Origin of the sequence: Pseudomonas sp. zfem001 (assembly GCF_032621725.1) — a bacterium.
Lineage (GTDB): Bacteria > Pseudomonadota > Gammaproteobacteria > Pseudomonadales > Pseudomonadaceae > Aquipseudomonas > Aquipseudomonas sediminis.
On sequence record NZ_JAVYJI010000005.1, the window covers coordinates 426625 to 443797 of the forward strand.

General features: G+C 62.3%; 14 protein-coding genes and 1 rRNA gene. 6 read left to right on the top strand and 9 right to left on the bottom strand.

Going from position 1 to position 17173, the window contains the following annotated elements:
• Nucleotides 1–5 precede the first annotated feature (5 nt).
• Genes rimI through RTH74_RS18425 form a run of 3 tightly spaced genes read right to left on the bottom strand, consistent with a single transcriptional unit; the run spans nt 6 to nt 2217 of the window.
• The gene (gene rimI / locus RTH74_RS18415) at nt 6–458 is read right to left on the bottom strand and encodes a ribosomal protein S18-alanine N-acetyltransferase (RefSeq protein WP_316915590.1); all 453 of its coding nucleotides are present in this window, start codon (nt 456–458) and stop codon (nt 6–8) included.
• A 32-nt stretch (nt 459–490) separates the two neighbouring features.
• A complete protein-coding gene (locus RTH74_RS18420) occupies nt 491–1258 on the bottom strand; it encodes an energy transducer TonB (protein ID WP_316915605.1) in 768 nt (255 codons plus the stop codon).
• A gap of 20 nt (nt 1259–1278) precedes the next feature.
• Nucleotides 1279–2217, bottom strand: coding sequence for a LysR family transcriptional regulator (locus tag RTH74_RS18425; protein WP_279921670.1), 939 nt, complete (start codon nt 2215–2217; stop codon nt 1279–1281).
• A gap of 110 nt (nt 2218–2327) precedes the next feature.
• Here RTH74_RS18425 and RTH74_RS18430 point away from each other — a divergent pair, with 110 nt between their 5' ends.
• From RTH74_RS18430 to RTH74_RS18440, 3 genes are read left to right on the top strand one after another with little or no spacing between them, the layout of a single operon-like run.
• Nucleotides 2328–3677 carry an acyclic terpene utilization AtuA family protein gene (locus RTH74_RS18430; protein WP_316915591.1) on the top strand — a complete coding sequence of 450 codons (1350 nt, stop codon included), beginning with the start codon at nt 2328–2330 and terminating at the stop codon, nt 3675–3677.
• Nucleotides 3677–3997: a hypothetical protein gene (locus tag RTH74_RS18435; protein ID WP_106734543.1), complete on the top strand. Its 321-nt coding sequence runs from the start codon at nt 3677–3679 to the stop codon at nt 3995–3997. Before RTH74_RS18430 ends, RTH74_RS18435 begins: the two co-directional genes overlap by 1 nt.
• Before the next feature lie 49 nt (nt 3998–4046).
• Nucleotides 4047–5354, top strand: a complete 1308-nt coding sequence (locus tag RTH74_RS18440; protein WP_316915592.1) for a citrate:proton symporter — start codon at nt 4047–4049, stop codon at nt 5352–5354.
• Between the two features lie 61 nt (nt 5355–5415).
• Here the strand turns inward: RTH74_RS18440 and RTH74_RS18445 are convergent, their stop codons facing one another.
• Complete coding sequence (locus tag RTH74_RS18445) at nt 5416–6660, bottom strand: saccharopine dehydrogenase family protein (RefSeq protein WP_125833718.1); 1245 nt, start codon at nt 6658–6660, stop codon at nt 5416–5418.
• A gap of 143 nt (nt 6661–6803) precedes the next feature.
• Nucleotides 6804–7901: a carboxynorspermidine decarboxylase gene (locus tag RTH74_RS18450; RefSeq protein WP_036998618.1), complete on the bottom strand. Its 1098-nt coding sequence runs from the start codon at nt 7899–7901 to the stop codon at nt 6804–6806.
• 305 nt (nt 7902–8206) lie between these two features.
• Here RTH74_RS18450 and mksB point away from each other — a divergent pair, with 305 nt between their 5' ends.
• From mksB to mksF, 3 genes are all read left to right on the top strand, one after another.
• A complete protein-coding gene (gene mksB, locus RTH74_RS18455; protein WP_316915593.1) occupies nt 8207–9448 on the top strand; it encodes an Mks condensin complex protein MksB in 1242 nt (413 codons plus the stop codon).
• A gap of 104 nt (nt 9449–9552) precedes the next feature.
• On the top strand, nt 9553–10245 hold the full coding sequence (gene mksE / locus RTH74_RS18460) for an Mks condensin complex protein MksE (protein WP_316915594.1): 693 nt from the start codon (nt 9553–9555) through the stop codon (nt 10243–10245).
• Nucleotides 10242–13073, top strand: a complete 2832-nt coding sequence (mksF, locus tag RTH74_RS18465) for an Mks condensin complex protein MksF (RefSeq protein ID WP_316915595.1) — start codon at nt 10242–10244, stop codon at nt 13071–13073. The genes mksE and mksF overlap by 4 nt, the downstream gene beginning before the upstream one ends.
• A gap of 139 nt (nt 13074–13212) precedes the next feature.
• Here the strand turns inward: mksF and RTH74_RS18470 are convergent, their stop codons facing one another.
• From RTH74_RS18470 to rrf, 4 genes are all read right to left on the bottom strand, one after another.
• Nucleotides 13213–15519 (bottom strand): MlaD family protein, encoded by a 2307-nt coding sequence (locus RTH74_RS18470; RefSeq protein ID WP_316915596.1) that lies wholly within the window; start codon nt 15517–15519, stop codon nt 13213–13215.
• Nucleotides 15512–16129, bottom strand: coding sequence for a paraquat-inducible protein A (locus RTH74_RS18475; protein ID WP_125880923.1), 618 nt, complete (start codon nt 16127–16129; stop codon nt 15512–15514). The genes RTH74_RS18470 and RTH74_RS18475 overlap by 8 nt, the downstream gene beginning before the upstream one ends.
• Nucleotides 16116–16775, bottom strand: a complete 660-nt coding sequence (locus tag RTH74_RS18480) for a paraquat-inducible protein A (protein WP_316915597.1) — start codon at nt 16773–16775, stop codon at nt 16116–16118. The genes RTH74_RS18475 and RTH74_RS18480 overlap by 14 nt, the downstream gene beginning before the upstream one ends.
• Nucleotides 16776–16972: 197 nt before the next feature.
• Nucleotides 16973–17088, bottom strand: a 5S ribosomal RNA gene (gene rrf / locus RTH74_RS18485).
• Nucleotides 17089–17173: the final 85 nt, after the last annotated feature.

Below are 17173 nucleotides of genomic sequence, written 5' to 3' on the forward strand. Positions count from 1 at the left end.
TAGGATCAATCAACCAGTGTGCAGGCCATCACTAGTGCATCTTCACGCCCGCCAACAGCCGGGTAGTAATCGCGGCGGCGTCCCACTTCATTGAAGCCAAAGCGCTCGTACAGGCGATAGGCACTCTGGTTGCTGGCGCGCACTTCGAGGAAGCACTCGCGCCCGCCCAGCTCGTAGGCTTCTTTCATCAGGTGCTCAAGCAGACGCAAGCCAAGCCCACGGCCCTGGCTTTCCGGCTTGACGGTGATATTGAGCAGGTGCGCTTCGTCGAGGATCAGGTTGATCACGCCGTGACCTACCTGCTGATTGCCCTCGAACATCAGCCAGCAGTTATAGGATTTGAGGCTGTCGGTGAAGATGCCGCGCGTCCACGGATGACTGAAGGCGGCGTATTCGATCTTCAGCACGGCATCGAGATCCGCCTCGGTCATCGGGCGGAAGGAAATCGCATCGTTCATCAATAGAAACTCGGGCGCAAAGGCAGGGGTTATCAGGAATGGGTTGGCGTCAGCCAGCGCTGACGAACACGCCGCATGGCCTGCCACAGCTCACGCTTGCGCGTTGGCTCTTCCATCAACATCTCCAGGCCCGGCAAGGCCCAGCAGGTACCCAACCCCTCGACCTGCAACTCGCGGTTGTAGCTGTGCTCGTCACCCTCACCAGCAAAGCGAATGGCCGGCAGACCGACCAGCCACAGGCAGGCACTGGGCTGCTCTTCCAGACGCGCAGCCACGAAGCTCTGCACAAATTCCAACGCCGCTTGCGGGCCTTGATCCATATTGCCGCGCACCAGCAGTGGCCAGCGCACCGGCTCGCCGAGCAGTTGCGGACTATCCGGCAGGCCGGCGGCCCGTAGCAAATCCTTGAGCAGGATGTAGGCCGGGTCGCGGCTCTGGAATGGCTGGCCGGTGGGCAGTTCTACCAACAGGGCGCAATCGCCGGCTCGCAGCAACTGCAGGGAAAAACGCGGCGGCGGAGCACTGACACGAGCCGGCTTTTCCTCGACAGGCTCCGGCTCCGCCACCGGCTCGACAGCCGCCTGACGGGGCTGTGCGCCCGGTCGCGGGATTTCGATCTTCGGCCGCTCGACCGGCATCTCGCGTACCGGCTCGGCCACCGCAGCCAGCGGCGCTTCGGCAGGCGGCGGCGCCAGCAACTCGGCACGCGATGGCGCGGCAAAGGGCAGCTCGGTACGCGGCAGCCAGGTGGCTACCTGCATGGCATCGAGGTAGGCGCGACGGCGCAGCTCGGCATTCAAACCAGAAGTATCCAGTGCAGTCATTCGATAGGGGAGCGATTGTCGCGTGAATCGAGGGACGCGGATAGTCCCTGAGCGTCGCCCACCTGTTGCCGCAATAAGGCAATGAAGACCTGCGCCGGCGGGCTCAGGTAGCAAGGTTTGCGCTGCAGCAGGCCGATGCTGCGCGCTGGCGCTTGACTGAGCACGTGCACAGCGAGGCTACCGTCGCTGTTGAAGGTATCGGCGACGCTGGCCGGCAGCAGGGCGAAGCCCAATCCTGCACGCGCCAACGCGGCGGCGCTGCTCATGTAAGCCACTTCCCAGGCAGGATCACGCAGTAATCCCATACGCAGCAGGGTTTCATCGGCCATACCACGCAGGCTGGTGTCGCGGGTGGTGGCGATGTAGTCCTGCTCACGTAGCGCTGCGAGTAACGCCTTGCCGCGCAGGCGCTCTTGACCGCGCACCAGCAGCACCAGGCTGTCGTCGTAGAGCGGCTGGAAATCCAGCGCGCCGAGGTCGTCGGCCGTCGAGGTGATGGCGAAATCCACCTCGGCCGCACTCACCCACTGGCGGATTTCCCCGGCGCGGCCGTCGTGCAGGCTGATATCGATGCCGGGATAGCGTCGCCGGTATTCCTGCAACACCCGTGGCAGGGGCTCGATGGCCACCGACGGCAACACGGCGATGCGCAGCGAGCCACTCTCCAGATGCAACTGCTCATGCGCGTCGTGCACGGCGTTGTCCATATCACGCAGCAGGCGGCGAGCCTGTTCGAGAAAACGCAGGCCGGCGGCGGTCAGTTCCACGCTGCGCGTGTTACGCGCCAGCAGCGACAAGCCGAGGGCATCCTCAAGCTTGCGCAGGCTGTAGCTGAGCGCCGGTTGCGACAGGTGAACCCGCTCGGCGGCGCGACTGAAACTGCGATGTTCGGCAATCAGGACGAAGGCCTGAAGCTGGCGAAAGCTGATGTCCATGGTTCGGCAACTTATAAAATTATCTTATCAATTCATATCACATTTCGAATTCACAACTAAATCCATAGGCATCACCCTTGCTGCATACCTGACCGTGAAATGGATCGACAATGACCACAACAGTCCATATCGGGTGCGGCGCGGGCTTCGCCAATGATCGCCCCGATGCCGCGCTGGCGCTGGCCAACGACCTCGCTGGTCGCGACGGCCGACGCTTCCTGTTCTTCGAACTGCTGGCCGAGCGCACCCTGGCCGAAGCCCAGCTACGCCGCCTCAATGATGCCCAGAGCGGCTACGCCCTGCGTCTGTTCGACTTTCTCGAACCGGTGATGGAGACCTGCCTGGACACTGGCATCGCCATCGTCACCAACGGTGGCGCTGCCAACCCCACCGCCGCCGCCACACGTCTGCGTCAGCAGTTGCAGGGCACGCGACACGCTTCGGCACGCATCGCCTGTGTACTGGGTGACGACCTGCTCGACAGCGACATCGATCTGCAGCAGTGGCTGCCCGCGCAACTCGATGGTGAGGTGGTCTCGGTCAATGTCTACAGCGGTGCCGATGGCATCGTCCAGGCGCTGGATCAGGGCGCCGACATCGTTCTCTGCGGCCGTGTCGCCGACCCCAGCTTGGCGGTCGGACCGCTGCGCCATGCATTCGGCTGGCAGGCCGATGACTGGGACCGCATCGCCCAGGCCACGGCAGTCGGCCACCTGCTCGAATGCTGCACCCAGGTCAGCGGCGGCTACTTCGCTCACCCCGGCCTGAAGGACGTACCGGACCTGGCCAATGTCGGCTGCCCCATCGCCAGCGTATCGGCCGAGGGACAGATCGTCATCAGCAAAGCGGCCGGCACCGGAGGTTGCGTCACCGAACGCACGGTCAAGGAACAACTGCTCTACGAGGTCCACGACCCAGCCAGCTACCTGACACCGGACGTGGTCATGGACCTGAGCCAGGCTCATGTTCGGCAGGTCGCAACCAATCAGGTGGCGGTCGAGGGCGTACGCGGCAAGCCGCAGCCGACACACCTCAAGGCCCTGGTCGGCCTGCGCGGCAAGTGGTTCGCCGAAGCGGAGATTTCCTACGCAGGCCCCGGCGCCGTGGCTCGGGCAGCGCTGGCGCGCGACATCCTGCTGCAACGCTGCGCCAAGCTGGCGCCGCAGCTCACGCCTTGGATCGATGTGATCGGCGTTGCCAGCCTGTTCAACGACGCTGGCGGTCAGTGGCTGCAGCGGCACCTGGCACAGGCGGCCGATTGCCAGGATGTGCGCCTGCGCATCAGCTTTCTGAATCGTGACAAGGCCCTGCTGGAGCGCCTGCTGCTCGATGCCGAATCGCTCTACACCAACGGCCCCGCCGGCGGTGGCGGTGTACGCCGGCATATCGGCGAATCCCTCGGCACCGCCAGTTTCCTCATCGAACGCACCGCGGTGCGGCAACAGCTGGAGTGGTTCTGATGACCGATGTACTGCTGTGCGACTACGCCCACGCTCGCGCTGGCGACAAGGGCAACACCCTGAGCGTGGCGGTGTTCGCCTTCGCCGCCGAGCACTATGCCTGGCTGGCTCGTGAGTTGACCTGCGAACGGGTGACCGAATGCCTGAACCACCGCGCCATTGGCACGGTGAAACGCTACGAGCTGCCGAACCTGGGCGGCCTCAACTTCGTGGTGGAAAACGCCTTGGAAGGCGGCGTCAACGCCAGCCCCGGACTGGACCGGCACGGCAAGAGCCTCAGCTACGCCCTGCTCGGCCTGAGGCTGCCGCCTCCAGACTGAGCCGCCATTTCACTCTGTCTCCAACAATAACAACACCGGAGAGATCGATATGATCACCGCCCTGGGCTTCGGCCTGATGTTTCTCATCGTCACCCTGATCCTGCTGCGCAGAATCAGCCCACTGGTCGCCTTCGTCACCCTGCCGGTGATCGCCAGCGCCCTCGCCGGTTTCGGCCTGAGCGAAATCGGCAAGTTCATCACCGAGGGGCTGAAAGCCGTGGCTCCAACAGCCACGCTGTTCATCTTCGCCATCCTCTACTTCGGCGTCATGCGCGAGCGTGGCCTGTTCGCGCCGCTGGTCAATTTCCTGCTGCGCAGTACCGGCGGCAAGCCGCTGGCGGTAGCGGTAGTCACTGTCGCGGTAACGGCGGTGACCCACCTGGACGGCATCGGTGCCGCGACCTTTCTGCTGGTGATTCCGGCTCTGCTGCCGCTCTACCTGCGCCTGGGCATGAAGCGCGAAATGCTCCTGTGCCTGGTGGTGCTCAGCGCCGGGGTGATGAACATGGTGCCCTGGGGCGGCACCACGGCGCGCGCCTCGGCGGTGACCGGCATCGACGCCTCGCAGTTGTGGATATCGCTGATTCCCGTGCAGGCGGTAGGCCTGGCACTGGTCATGGCGCTGGCGGTGTTCCTCGGCCTGCGTGCCCAGCGCAGCTTCCAGGGCCATGGCGTGATTGCCGGTCACGAAACCGCGCATGCGGATGAATCTGGCGACGACAGCCGTCAGCTGAGTCCAATTAGCTGGCGCTACTGGGCCAACCTGGCGCTGACCCTGATCATCCTCGCCTGCCTGTTCACCGGCGCTTTCCCACTGTTCGCCTGCTTCATGGTCGGCCTCGGCGTCTCCCTGGTGCTCAACTACCCGAGCCTGGCGGAGCAGAACCAGGCTGTATTGCGCCACGCTAGCGATGCCATGCAGATGGCCTTGGTAATGCTCGCGGCCGGCATCCTGCTCGGCGTGCTATCCGGCGCAGGCATGTCCGATGGCATGGCGCACTGGATGATCAACGTGCTGCCCGAAGGCTCGGCCAACTGGCTGCACGTGATCATCGGCGCCTTCGGCGTGCCGCTGGGCATGCTGTTCTCGCCGGACGCCTACTACTTCGCCCTGCTGCCGGTGATTCGCGATGTCGCCGTGGCTGCGGGTGTCGACGCCCAAGCCGTAGCCAGCGCCATGCTGATCGGTGAGAACACCGGCTTCGGCATCAGCCCGGTAGTGCCGAGCGTTTACCTGGCCATCGGCCTGGCCGGCGTCGAGTTGTACAAGCACATCCGCTATACCGTGCTGTGGGCTTGGGGTATCAGCCTGGTGATGCTGGCAGCGGCCGTGCTGTTTGGTGTGGTGACAATCTGAGACTGCTCCGAAACGAAAAAAGGATCGCCGAGGCGATCCTTTTTTCATTCTGCAGGGCGAATCAGGCGGGCTGATTCCACGGACGGTCGCCGTGCTCATCCTTGATGCGCGTCGGCAGGCCCATTACGTCCAGCAGCGTGAGGAACGGCTCGGCCGGCAACTCTTCGACATTGACCATGCGCTTGGCATCCCATTCGCCACGCGCGACCAGCAGCGCTGCGGCGACTGGCGGTACGCCAGCTGTGTAGGAAATGCCCTGGCTGTCAGTCTCGGCGAAGGCGTCTTCGTGATCAGCCACGTTGTAGATGAACAGCTCGCGCGGCTGGCCATCCTTGGTGCCCTTGACCAGGTCGCCGATGCAGGTCTTGCCGGTGTAGCCCGGCGCCAGCGAGGCGGGGTCCGGCAGCACGGCCTTGACCACCTTGAGCGGCACCACTTCGAGGCCCTCGGCGGTCTTGACCGGTTGCTCAGAGAGCAGGCCGAGGTTCTTCAGCACGGTGAACACGTTGATGTAGTGATCGCCGAAGCTCATCCAGAAGCGCACGTTCGGTACGTCGAGGTGCTTGGACAGCGAGTGCACCTCGTCATGGCCGGTCAGGTACAGGTTCTGTACGCCCACCACGGGCAGGTCGTCGGTGCGCTTGACCTCGAACATGCTGTTGGGTGTCCACTGGCTGTTCTGCCAGCTGTAGACCGTGCCGGTGAATTCGCGGAAATTGATTTCCGGGTCGAAATTGGTGGCGAAGTACTTGCCGTGCGAACCGGCGTTGACGTCGAGGATATCGATCGACTCGATCTTGTCGAAGTACTGTTGTTGCGCCAGAGCGGCGTAGGAGTTGACTACGCCCGGGTCGAAGCCGACACCGAGGATGGCGGTCACGCCCTTGTCCTGGCATTCGGCCAGGTGTTTCCACTCGTAGTTGCCGTACCACGGCGGGGTTTCACAGATCTTGCTCGGATCTTCGTGGATGGCGGTGTCCAGATAGGCGACGCCGGTATCGATGCAGGCGCGCAGCACGGACATGTTGAGAAACGCCGAACCGACGTTGATGACGATCTGCGATTCGGTTTCGCGGATCAGTGCCTTGGTCGCTTCCACGTCCAGGGCGTTCAGTGCATAGGCCTTGATCTCGCCGGGCTGCTTGAGGCCGCCCTTGGCCTGTACGCTGTCGATGATGGCCTGGCATTTGGAGATGTTGCGCGACGCAATCGCAATACGACCGAGTTCGTCGTTGTGCTGCGCGCACTTATGGGCCACCACCTTGGCAACACCTCCTGCACCAATGATCAGGACATTCTTCTTCAATTGTTTCACCTCCAGAGAACTGCGTTGTTGAAAGCGTTTGATGTGTGTCACGAAGGTGGGCTGAAGCCCACCCTACCAGTAATGCAAGGCGTAAGCCGTAGGGTGGGCCAGGCGGCGTTCCGCTTCAGCCCACCACCACGGCGTTAAGACAGGCTGGACAGGTAGTCGTCGAACTCGAACTTACGCGCCACCTCGACACTACCGTCGAGTTGTTTCACCACGATGGACGGCATCTTCAGACCGTTGAACCAGTTCTTCTTGACCATCGTGTAGCCGGCCGCGTCGATGAACGACAGGCGGTCACCAATCTGCAGCGGCTTGTCGAACTGGTACTCGCCGAAGATATCGCCGGCCAGACAGGATTTGCCGCAGACCATGTAGGTATGTTCGCCATCGTTCGGCGCCATCTTGGCGTTGAGGCGATAGATCAGCAGATCGAGCATGTGCGCTTCGATGGAGCTGTCGACCACCGCCAGATGCTTGCCGTTGTACAGGGTGTCGAGCACGGTGACTTCCAGCGAGGCGCTGAGGGTGATCGCCGCTTCGCCCGGCTCCAGATACACCTGCACGCCGTACTTCTCGGAGAAGGCTTTAAGGCGCGCGCAGAAGGCATCGATCGGATAGCCCTCGCCGGTGAAGTGGATGCCGCCACCGAGACTGACCCACTCGACCTGAGCGATCAGGTGGCCGAAACGCTCTTCGATGGTGGTGAGCATCTTGTCGAACAGCTCGAAGCTGCCGTTCTCGCAGTTGTTGTGGAACATGAAGCCGGAAATCTGCCCCATGACCTGCTCGATCTTCGCAGGGTCCCACTCGCCGAGGCGGCTGAATGGACGGGCCGGGTCGGCCAGCAGGTAGTCGGAGCTGCTCACCTGCGGGTTGACGCGCAAGCCGCGGATGGTGCCTTCGGTACGCTCGGCGAAGCGTTCGAGCTGGCCGATGGAGTTGAAGATGATCTTGTCGCAGTTGGCGACCATCTCTTCGATCTCGTCGTCGGCCCAGGCCACGCTGTAGGCGTGGGTTTCGCCAGCGAATTTCTGCCGGCCCAGCTTCAGCTCATACAGCGACGACGACGTGGTGCCGTCCATGTACTGCTGCATCAGGTCGAACACCGACCAGGTGGCGAAGCATTTCAGCGCCAGCAGCGCCTTGGCACCGGAGTTCTCGCGCACGTAGGCGATCTTCTCCAGGTTGACCAGAAGCTTCTGTTTGTCGATGAGGTAGTACGGCGTCTGGATCATCTCTTCGCCCCAGCAAGGTCGGCCAATGGAGGGGGGTTGCGCCCCCCGGAAAAAAGTGGACGCGAATTGTGCCGATAACCGGCAAATATCGAAAGGGCATTGGGGATTTTTTGTACAACAGGCCATGACCATTATTGGGCCTGTTCGAGCTGACAGGCTAAGAACCTGGGGTTACAGGCCGATGACGCTGCGCGATCACCTTGCCCTGCATCGCAACACCTGCCTCTGATCGATTCGGACTCAAACCCGGCATCCACCTTGCAGTACAATCGCTCCTTTTTCACTTGCCTGGAACCGGCGCCTCGATGATCGATCCCAAGCGCGTTTTGCGCGCCCTCGCCGAACACTGGACGTTGCTCGAACCGCTCTGCGAACGTTTCGACGCGGGCACCCTGAGCCTGGTCGAACTGCGCGGCCAGCTCGCCACACAGTTGCCCGACGCCACGCCCAGCGACACCACTGCCTTGCTCGACACCTGGATTCGCCTGGACATCCTCGTGCCAGTGGCGAAGAGCCCCAACCGTTTCGAGCTCAACGCGCAGATCCATGATTTTCTCGCCTACCTGCGCCGCGAGCACCGCCTCGGCCTGTGCCTGGAGATCGAAGCCTACCTGCGCCACCTGGAGCGCCTGGCCGGCTATATCCAGGACGCCTTCGAGGTGCGCGATGCCCACGACCTGGCGCGTCAGTTGCGCTTGCTCGATATGCGCGTGCGCGACGTACTGAAGAAGTTGGCCAACGACGAACAGGCGCTGGTCAGCGTGGCCGACCGGGCCAAGACCAGCGACCGGCAGATTCCCCTGCGCCAACGCTACGCCGAGGTGCTGGCCACCTGGGACGAATACGTCGAGCCGATGATTCAACTGGTCGCCGCCGACGGCGCTTTCGAGCAGGGCGTGCGCCGCGTCGAACAGGTGCTGCTGCGCCTGCTCGGCGATCAACAGCGCCTCGGCCAGCTGGTCGACGACGACCTGCTGCTGCGTACCCACGCGCGCATCCTGGAAATGCAGACCACTGCCCAGTTAACCCTGCGCAAGGCCCGCGAACTGCTCCTGCCACTGCGCGAAGAAGCGCGCCGGCACAACGCAGTGACCCGCGGTGCCGCCCTGGCACTGTCGGTGATCCGCAAGAAGGGCATCGACGCCGTGCCACAGGCGGCCATGCCGCTGTTCACCCGGCCGCAGAGCAACTTCCTCGGTTCGGCCAGTCAGGTCGAGGCCTACGTCTACGCCCTGGCGCGCTTCGAAGCCAAGCCGGCGCATTTCCCCAAGGCCAGTGGCAACCGCAAGGGCGGCGCGCCCAAGGCACCGAAGACCGCGCGGGAAATGATCGAGCGCTGCGAACAGGCCCTGCCGCTGCCGGATCTGATGACCTGGCTGCTGGAGCAGGAACCGGAAGGCGCCACCGACGAGCTGCTCTACTGGTTCTCGCGTCTGTCGCGCGAGGGCCGCTTCCAGCGCGACCGTCTGGAGCGCCAGACCTACCTGACCCGCGAGCATGAAATCAGCATCAGCTCCTATGCGTTGGTGGGCCGCCCCAGTGCCTGATTTTTACGTAGGGTGGACAGCGCTTTTCTTGTCCACCTTGTTGATTGCCATGCGGTGGACGGATAAAGCGTCGTCCACCCTACGACTGCCCGTGAGCATGACGCATGAACATTGATTTGAAAGAAATGACCCAGCTCGCGGCCGCCTTCCGCGACCTGTTCAAGGGCTACCACATCTCGCGCAGCGAGCCGGAGTGCTACGCCCAGTTGTCCAGCATGCAGGATCAGTATCGTGCACTGTTCCGCGCCCTCGGCTTCGAGCTGGTGTGCGACCCGCGCGGTTTCTACTATTTCGTGCCCGAGCAGGTCGCACCGCAGGTGAACAAGACCGCTCAACGCCTGGCGCTGTTCACCTTCATCCTCGTGGAGCACCTGGCCGACCAGGGCCGCGACCCGCTCTCCGTGCTCGACGGCGGCAGCATCGGCCGCGACGAGCTGCCAGCGCTGCTGGAAAAGTACCGCGACCTGTTCCTGCAGGCCGAGGTGACCACCTTCGAAGAGCTGGAAGACAAGATCATCCGCCGCCTCATCCAGCTCGGTTTCGCCGAGGACAGCAACGGCGTGTACCGTTTCCTGCCACCGATGCACCGCTTCCTCGACGTCTGCCTGTCGGTGCAACACGACCGCGACCTGGCCGCCAGCCTGCACAGCAGCGACCTGCCACTGCCGGCGCCGGTACTGCTGGACGATGAAGGCGACGCCGATCCGCTCGAAGCCGTGGACGTCGAAGAATCCGAGGAAGACGCCCTGGCTCGCGCCATGGCCGAAGAACGCGCCGCACAGGAGATGGACGCATGAGCCAGGAACGCTACGGCATCCGCCGCTTCGCCCTGCTGAACACCGCCGGTTACAGCCTCGGCCTGTTCCCGCTGGAAAACCCGCTGTCGGTGTACGGCGCCAACAACCTGGGTAAATCCGCCTCGATCAATGCCCTGCAGTTCCCCATCCTGGCGCGCATGTCGGACATGAGCTTCGGCAAGTACAGCCTGGAAGCCTCGCGCAAGTTCTACTTCGCATCAGACACCAGCTACATCCTCGTCGAAGTCGCCCTGCCCCACGGCTCGCACGTGATCGGCGTAGCCGGTCGCGGCCCGGGCGGCGGCTTCGGCCACCAGTTCTTCGCTTACGCCGGCGAGCTGGATCTGGAGCACTACCAGAGCAACGGCACCTGCCTGCGTCAGCGCGAACTGTTCAAGAACCTTGGCCAGGCCGGCATCACCGCCTACGAACTGAAGCCCGACGAACTGCGTCGCCTGCTGGTCGGCGGTCACACCAGCATCCCTCTGGATTTGACCCTGATCCCGCTGCGCTCAACCAGCGAGCAGAGCCTGAAGACCTTCCGCGCACTGTTCATCAACCTGCTGCACATGCGCGAGATCACCGCGGCCAAACTCAAGCAACTGTTCCTCGATGCCTTCGAGCACAGCCTGCGCTCCGGCAGCGTCGACTACATCGCCGCCACCGAGGAAGCCTTCCGCGACGTACGCCGCATGGAGCAGGACTACCAGGCCCTGGTGACTGCCGGCCCGCAGATCGAGGCACTGGCGGCCGGCGTGGCCCAGCGCGAACTGCTGCGCGGCAAGCTGCATCGCCTTTCGCCGCTGCTCGACAACCTGCTCGGCACCTGGCACGACTACGCCGATGCGCGCAAGGAAGAGCTGGTGATCCAGGCCGAGCACTACCGCAACGAGCAGGACGGCCTACAGAACGAACAGCGCGGCGGCACCAGTGAGCTGATGCGCCTGGAGCGCGAAATCAGCGAAATCCAGCGCTGGTTGGGCGAGCTGTCGGTGCTGAAGAACCGCTTCGCCCTGGTGGACGATGCCAAGGTGCTGGAAGAGCAACTGCTCGCCGCCAAGGACGCCCACGACGAACTGGCCGGCGCCCTGGCGCAGTCGCGGCAGTTCTCCAGCGAAGACCTCGACGAGCGCCTGCGCGATCTGGAAAAACGCCTCAAGTCGGTCAAGCAGCAGCTCGACCACGCCGACAACAACAGCTACTCGCGCCTGCGTGAGGAGTTCAGCCAGGCCGACGTCGACCGCCTGATGCGCCTGTTCAACGGCCAGCTGTTCAGCCTGCCGCTCGGCGAGAAAGGCATCCAGGCCGACGGCGACGACTGGGTCAAGGCGGTCGAAGCGGTGCTGGATCGCTTCAAGGGCGACACCTTCGCCGTGCCGGGCCTGTCCATCGACCTCAGCCATATCGAGCCGCCCGCCCTGCAGGCCCTGGCCGACCGCGCCGCCCTGCGCGACCAGAAGGATCGCCTGGAACGCGAGCTCAAGCAGCTCAAGACCCAACAGTCGGTCGCCGCCGACCGCGCCGCCAGCAAGGCCCAGGCCGAGACGCTGTACCAGGCCGTGCTGGATGCGCAGAAAGCCCTGGAAGACTTCCGCAAGAGCCAGACCCTGGCCGCCGAGGAACCGCAGAAGCTGGAACGCCTGGCCGAGCTGGAAGGCGCCCAGGACGAACTCAAACGTGCCAGCGATGCCTTCGCCGAGCGCGTGCAGCAACTCTCCGCCAAGCTGCAACTGGTCGGCCGCCAACTGGCCGATCTGGAAGCCAAGGAACGCACCCTGGAAGATGCCCTGCGTCGTCGCCAGTTGCTGCCGGCCGACCTGCCCTTCGGCACTCCGTTCATGGAGCCGGTGGACGACTCGCTGGACAACCTGCTGCCGCTGCTCAACGACTACCAGGACACCTGGCAGGCGCTGCAGCGTATCGACGGTCAGATCGAAGCGCTCTATGCCCAGGTACGCCTCAAGGGCGTGGCCAAGTTCGACAGCGAAGATGATGTAGAGCGACGCCTGCAACTGCTGGTCAACGCCTACGCCCACCGCCAGGACGAAGCCCTGACCCTAGCCAAGGCGCGCCGTGCGGCAGTCACCGATATCGCCCGTACCCTGCGCAATATCCGCAGCGACTACGACAACCTGGAACACCAACTGGCGCTGTTCAACCGCGAGATCAACAAGCGCCAGGTCTCCAACCTGCAAAGCTTCCGCATCGTCCTGGCCCCGAACAAGGAAGCCCTGCGCCATATCGATCAGATTATCCACAGCGCCGGCCAGTACGAAGAAGGCGAAACCCTGTCGGTATTCGACCTGTCGCAATCGGCCGATCAGGACGCCAAGAACGAGGAAGCCAAGGACTACCTGTCGCGCCTGGTCGCCGCCAACGGCAACCAGCTGGGCCTGAAGGATCTGTTCGAGCTGGCCTTTGAAATCACCAAGGTGCACGGCCAACCGATCATCCACACGGACATCGATGGTGCCGCCTCCAACGGCACCACCATGACCATCAAGGCGCTGACCAACATGTACCTGCTGCTGCACCTGATGGATCGCGAGCAGGCCGGACGCGTGCGTCTGCCCTACTACCTCGACGAGGCGGCGGACATCGACGAACGCAACCAGCAGGCCCTGATCGAAACCAGCCTGCAGCTCGGCTTCGTGCCGATCCTGGCATCGGTGAAGCCGCAGGTGTCAGCGCACGTAGCCATCGACCTGGAAGGCGGCAGCGGCCCCAACGGCATCTATATCGATGAGGCGGACTGGAAGTTCATCAAGCCGCGCGAAAGTGCCAAGGCCCAGGAGCCTGCGCAGGAGGAAACTGCCGAGCCTGCCTGACCGCATCGCGGCTGAAGCCGCTCCTACGACTCTCGCTCGTGTAGGAGCGGCTGGGCGGCATTCCGCTTCAGCCGCGAGCTTCCATGGCCGCAAAAATGAAAAGGGCCGCTTAATGCGGCCCCTTTCATTTCTATGTTGCTCACTGCTCCAACACGATCTTCGGCGCCCAATCCAGCCACCCGTCAACAGGCTCGTCGAACAGTGCAAACGTCTGCCCCGGCAATGCCGGACCGCCCATCTCCGGATTGTTCGGCGTAGCGAAAGCAATACCGCCCTCTATCAAGGCCTCCAGCGACTCGGTGCGTACCTTCAGCCCCTTGAACAGGCCAGCATCGACACCGATACCACTGGCATTCCAGAAGCGGCTACCCGAACGCACTAGCGGCGCATAGCGTGGTTCGATAAGCACATGGATCAATACACGGTCCGAGGTCGGTCCGAGCTCGAAATCCACCACCTTGCCGACCGGCACCTCGCGGTAGCTGACGATCACCCCTGGCTTGATCGACCCCCGCCGTGGCGCGCTCAGCACCAGGCGCAAGCCTTCCTCGCGCACAGCCTGGTTCGGCGGACTGGTCAGGGCGGTGAACTCGGTACGGCGGGCGCCTTTCTGCGCCGACAACTGCACCTCCAGATACTGACCGCTGACCAGCGTACCGAGGTTAGCGGTACGAGTCAGACTCAGCTCCGGCTTCACCACCCAGAACTGCGCCCCCTCACGGGCGATCTGCTCCGCCGCCTGGGTGATACGCACATTGAGAATCACCGCCTGCAAGTCATCGGTCAGGCTAAGGTTCTCGACCTTGCCTACCTCCAGCCCCTTGTAGCGCAGCAGTGTGCCGGGTTGCAGGCCATCGCCATCGGCCACGCGTATGGTGATCTGCTGACCCAACTGCAAGGCACTGTCGCGATCAGCATGTAAAGCGAAGCGCTGCACTTGGCGATCCGACCTCGCCGCCTGCAGGTCAGGCGTCTCGAAAGCGATACCGCCTGCCAGTAGGGTCTGCAACGACTCGCTCTTGACCTCGACACCGGACAATCCACCCTTGAGGGTGATGCCGCTGGCGTTCCAGAAACGCGTGGAAGTATTGACCAGGTGTACGTAGTCCGGCTCGATATGCACGCCCAGAACAACTTGGCTGTTGTCGCGCGCCAGTTGATAACTCTGCACCGAGCCCACCTTGAGCTGCTTGTAGAGCACCGGACTACCGACGTCGATAGAACCGAGCTGATCGGTGAACAGCACCAGATGCAGTCCCGGCGCACCCAGGTCCAAAGGCGGCGCCTTGCTCCGCGCGACAAAGTTGCGTGCCGGCGGATTGCCCTTTTCTCCCGGCCGCACAGCGATGTAGTTACCTTTGACCAACGCCTCCAGGCCGGTGATACCAGCCAGCGAAATGGAGGGTTTGACCACCCAGAAATCCGAGCCCTCCACCAAGTACTCTTCGGCCAGTGGATTGATCGTCAGCTCGGCCGTGGCGCTATTGAGGTCACGGTCAACCTTCATAGCTTTCAGCGAACCGACCTGAATGCCCTTGTACATGACAGGCGTTCGGCCTTCCTGCAGCCCGTCAAAATCGCTGAGTTTCACGACGATCTTGATACCTGCCTGAGCCTCGTCGTAGTCCTCATAAAGACGGAACGGCAGCGCTGGATCGGTGGGCGGGCTGTCCTTGCGATGCTCGGGCGTGGCAAAGGCGATACCGCCAGCGACGATGCTGGCCAATGACTCGCTACGCAGTTTGAACCCGGAGAGGTCGGCATCGACGCTGATCCCGCTGGCATTCCAGAAGCGCGTATGTTTGCGCACCAGATGCGCATAAGCGGGCTCGATGAAGACCTTCACCTCAACGGTGTTCTGATCGTCACTGAGGATGTAGCTCTTCACTCGACCAACCTGGATCTGCCGATAAAAAACCGGACTGTCACGATTAAGCGAACCAAGCCGCTCAGCCTTGAGCGTGATGTGCAGCCCCGGGACATCGTCCCCCATGGGTGGCTCCTGAGCCAAAGCGGTAAAGCTATAGGTCGGTTCCCCCTCAGTAGCGGGGCTGAAGGTAATGTAGTTACCGGAAACCAGTGTCTCCAGACCGCTGATACCGGCCAGACTGACGTTGGGTTTGACCAGCCAAAAGCGAGTGCCCTCACGCAGATACTGTTCAAGCTCCTTATTGACCTCCAACTGAGCGACAACGCCGCGATTCTCACCGCTCTGATCAAGACTGGTGGCCGTTACCTTCCCCACCGCCATGCCCTTGTACATCAGTTCGGTCTTGCCGGCCTGGATACCCTCACCGCTGGCGAATATCAGCTCGACCTGAATGCCAGCGTCGCTGTATGCACGCCACGCCAACCAGCCGCCAATCAGCAGTGCAATAAGTGGCAGAACCCAGATGGCTGACCAGTTCGAAGCAGGGCGTGTCTTGGCCAGAGGAAGGTCAGTCATGATCGGTTTCCGTGTTATCCCAGATAAGGCGGGGGTCGAAAGTCAGTGCAGCCAGCATGGTCAATATCACCACACTGGCAAAGGCGGCGGCACCAGCTCCAGCTTCGATACTGGCCAGGCTGCCAAAATTCACTATCGCCACCAGAATGGCGATGACGAATATATCGAGCATCGACCAGCGGCCAATCCACTCGATGAAGCGGTACATGAGGATCCGCTGCTTGGCAGACATCGGCTGATGGCGCTGCACCGAATACAACAACAGCGCGATGCCCACCAACTTGAAGGTTGGCACCAGAATGCTGGCGATGAACACCACGGCAGCAATCGGCAGCATGCCGAAGTGAATCAACTCAAGAACGCCGCCCATAATGGTTGAGGGCTCACCTTTGCCGAGGCTGTTGACCGTCATGATCGGCAGCAGGTTGGCTGGGATGTAGAGAATCGCCGACGTCAGCAGCAAGGCCCATGTCCTGATCAGGCTGTTGGGACGACGGGCATGAATCTGCCCACCACAGCGACTGCAGTACTGGTGCTTGGCCGAGTCGTCGGCTGGATTGAGTTGATGACACTCGTGACAGACCAGCAATCCAGCCTCAATCGCCCGCATGGATATCCTCCCCGGACAAGGCTTCCCATATCTGATGCGGCGACATGGTGACCTCCAGCCAGACCTGCACCAGCAACAGCGCGATGAAACAGAACAGGCCAAGACCAAGACTCAGGTCAGCCATATCCATGAGTTTCACCATCGCCACCAGGATGCCCATCAGATAAACCTCGAGCATTCCCCACTCACGCATGTGATGGTAGATCCGGTAGAGCAACAATCCGTAGCTACGGCCAAAGTCGATGCGAATACTGAGCAGCACCAACAACTGACAAAGCAGCTTGAGCAATGGCACTGCCATGCTGCATAGAAACACCACCACGGCGATGCCATGCATACCGCTTTCATACAGCCCGATGACACCGCTCCATACAGTGTCCTGCGAAGTCTGCCCCAACAGGTTGAGTTGCATGATCGGCAGAAAGTTGGCCGGGACATAGAGCAGCAGAGCTGTGAGCACCAAGGCCAGGCTGCGCCGTACCACATGATGACGGTGGCTGAACAGTTCATAGCCACAACGCGGGCACTCGGCACTTTCACCATCCTGCAGCATCGGCTTGCGCATCAATAGATCGCACTCATGACAGGCGACTAACTGCTCAATCGGCAAGGAAGATAAGGAAGATTCGGAGGGCGAGTCAGACATGAAAGTCCCCAGCGGAATTCGCCGCATTCTACCCGAGCGCCACCTGACACCGACATACCGTGCGCACCACGGTAACCCCCGTGTTGGTCGGTGCGCACAGCGCACCCTACGCGCCTGCAGGAACGACCTCTGGCTAATTTTCCGCCGCGCAAAGAAGAAACCCCAGACCGCTGTGCGATCTGGGGTTTCGTATAGGAGCTTGACGATGACCTACTCTCACATGGTGAAGCACCACACTACCATCGGCGATGCGTCGTTTCACTACTGAGTTCGGGATGGGATCAGGTGGTTCCAACGCTCTATGGTCGTCAAGCAATTCGGTTGGGATCTCGCGGTTAGACGCTATCCCTTGGATACGTGATAGAGGCTTGTAGCTCTCGCAAATTTTCGGCTTTGTG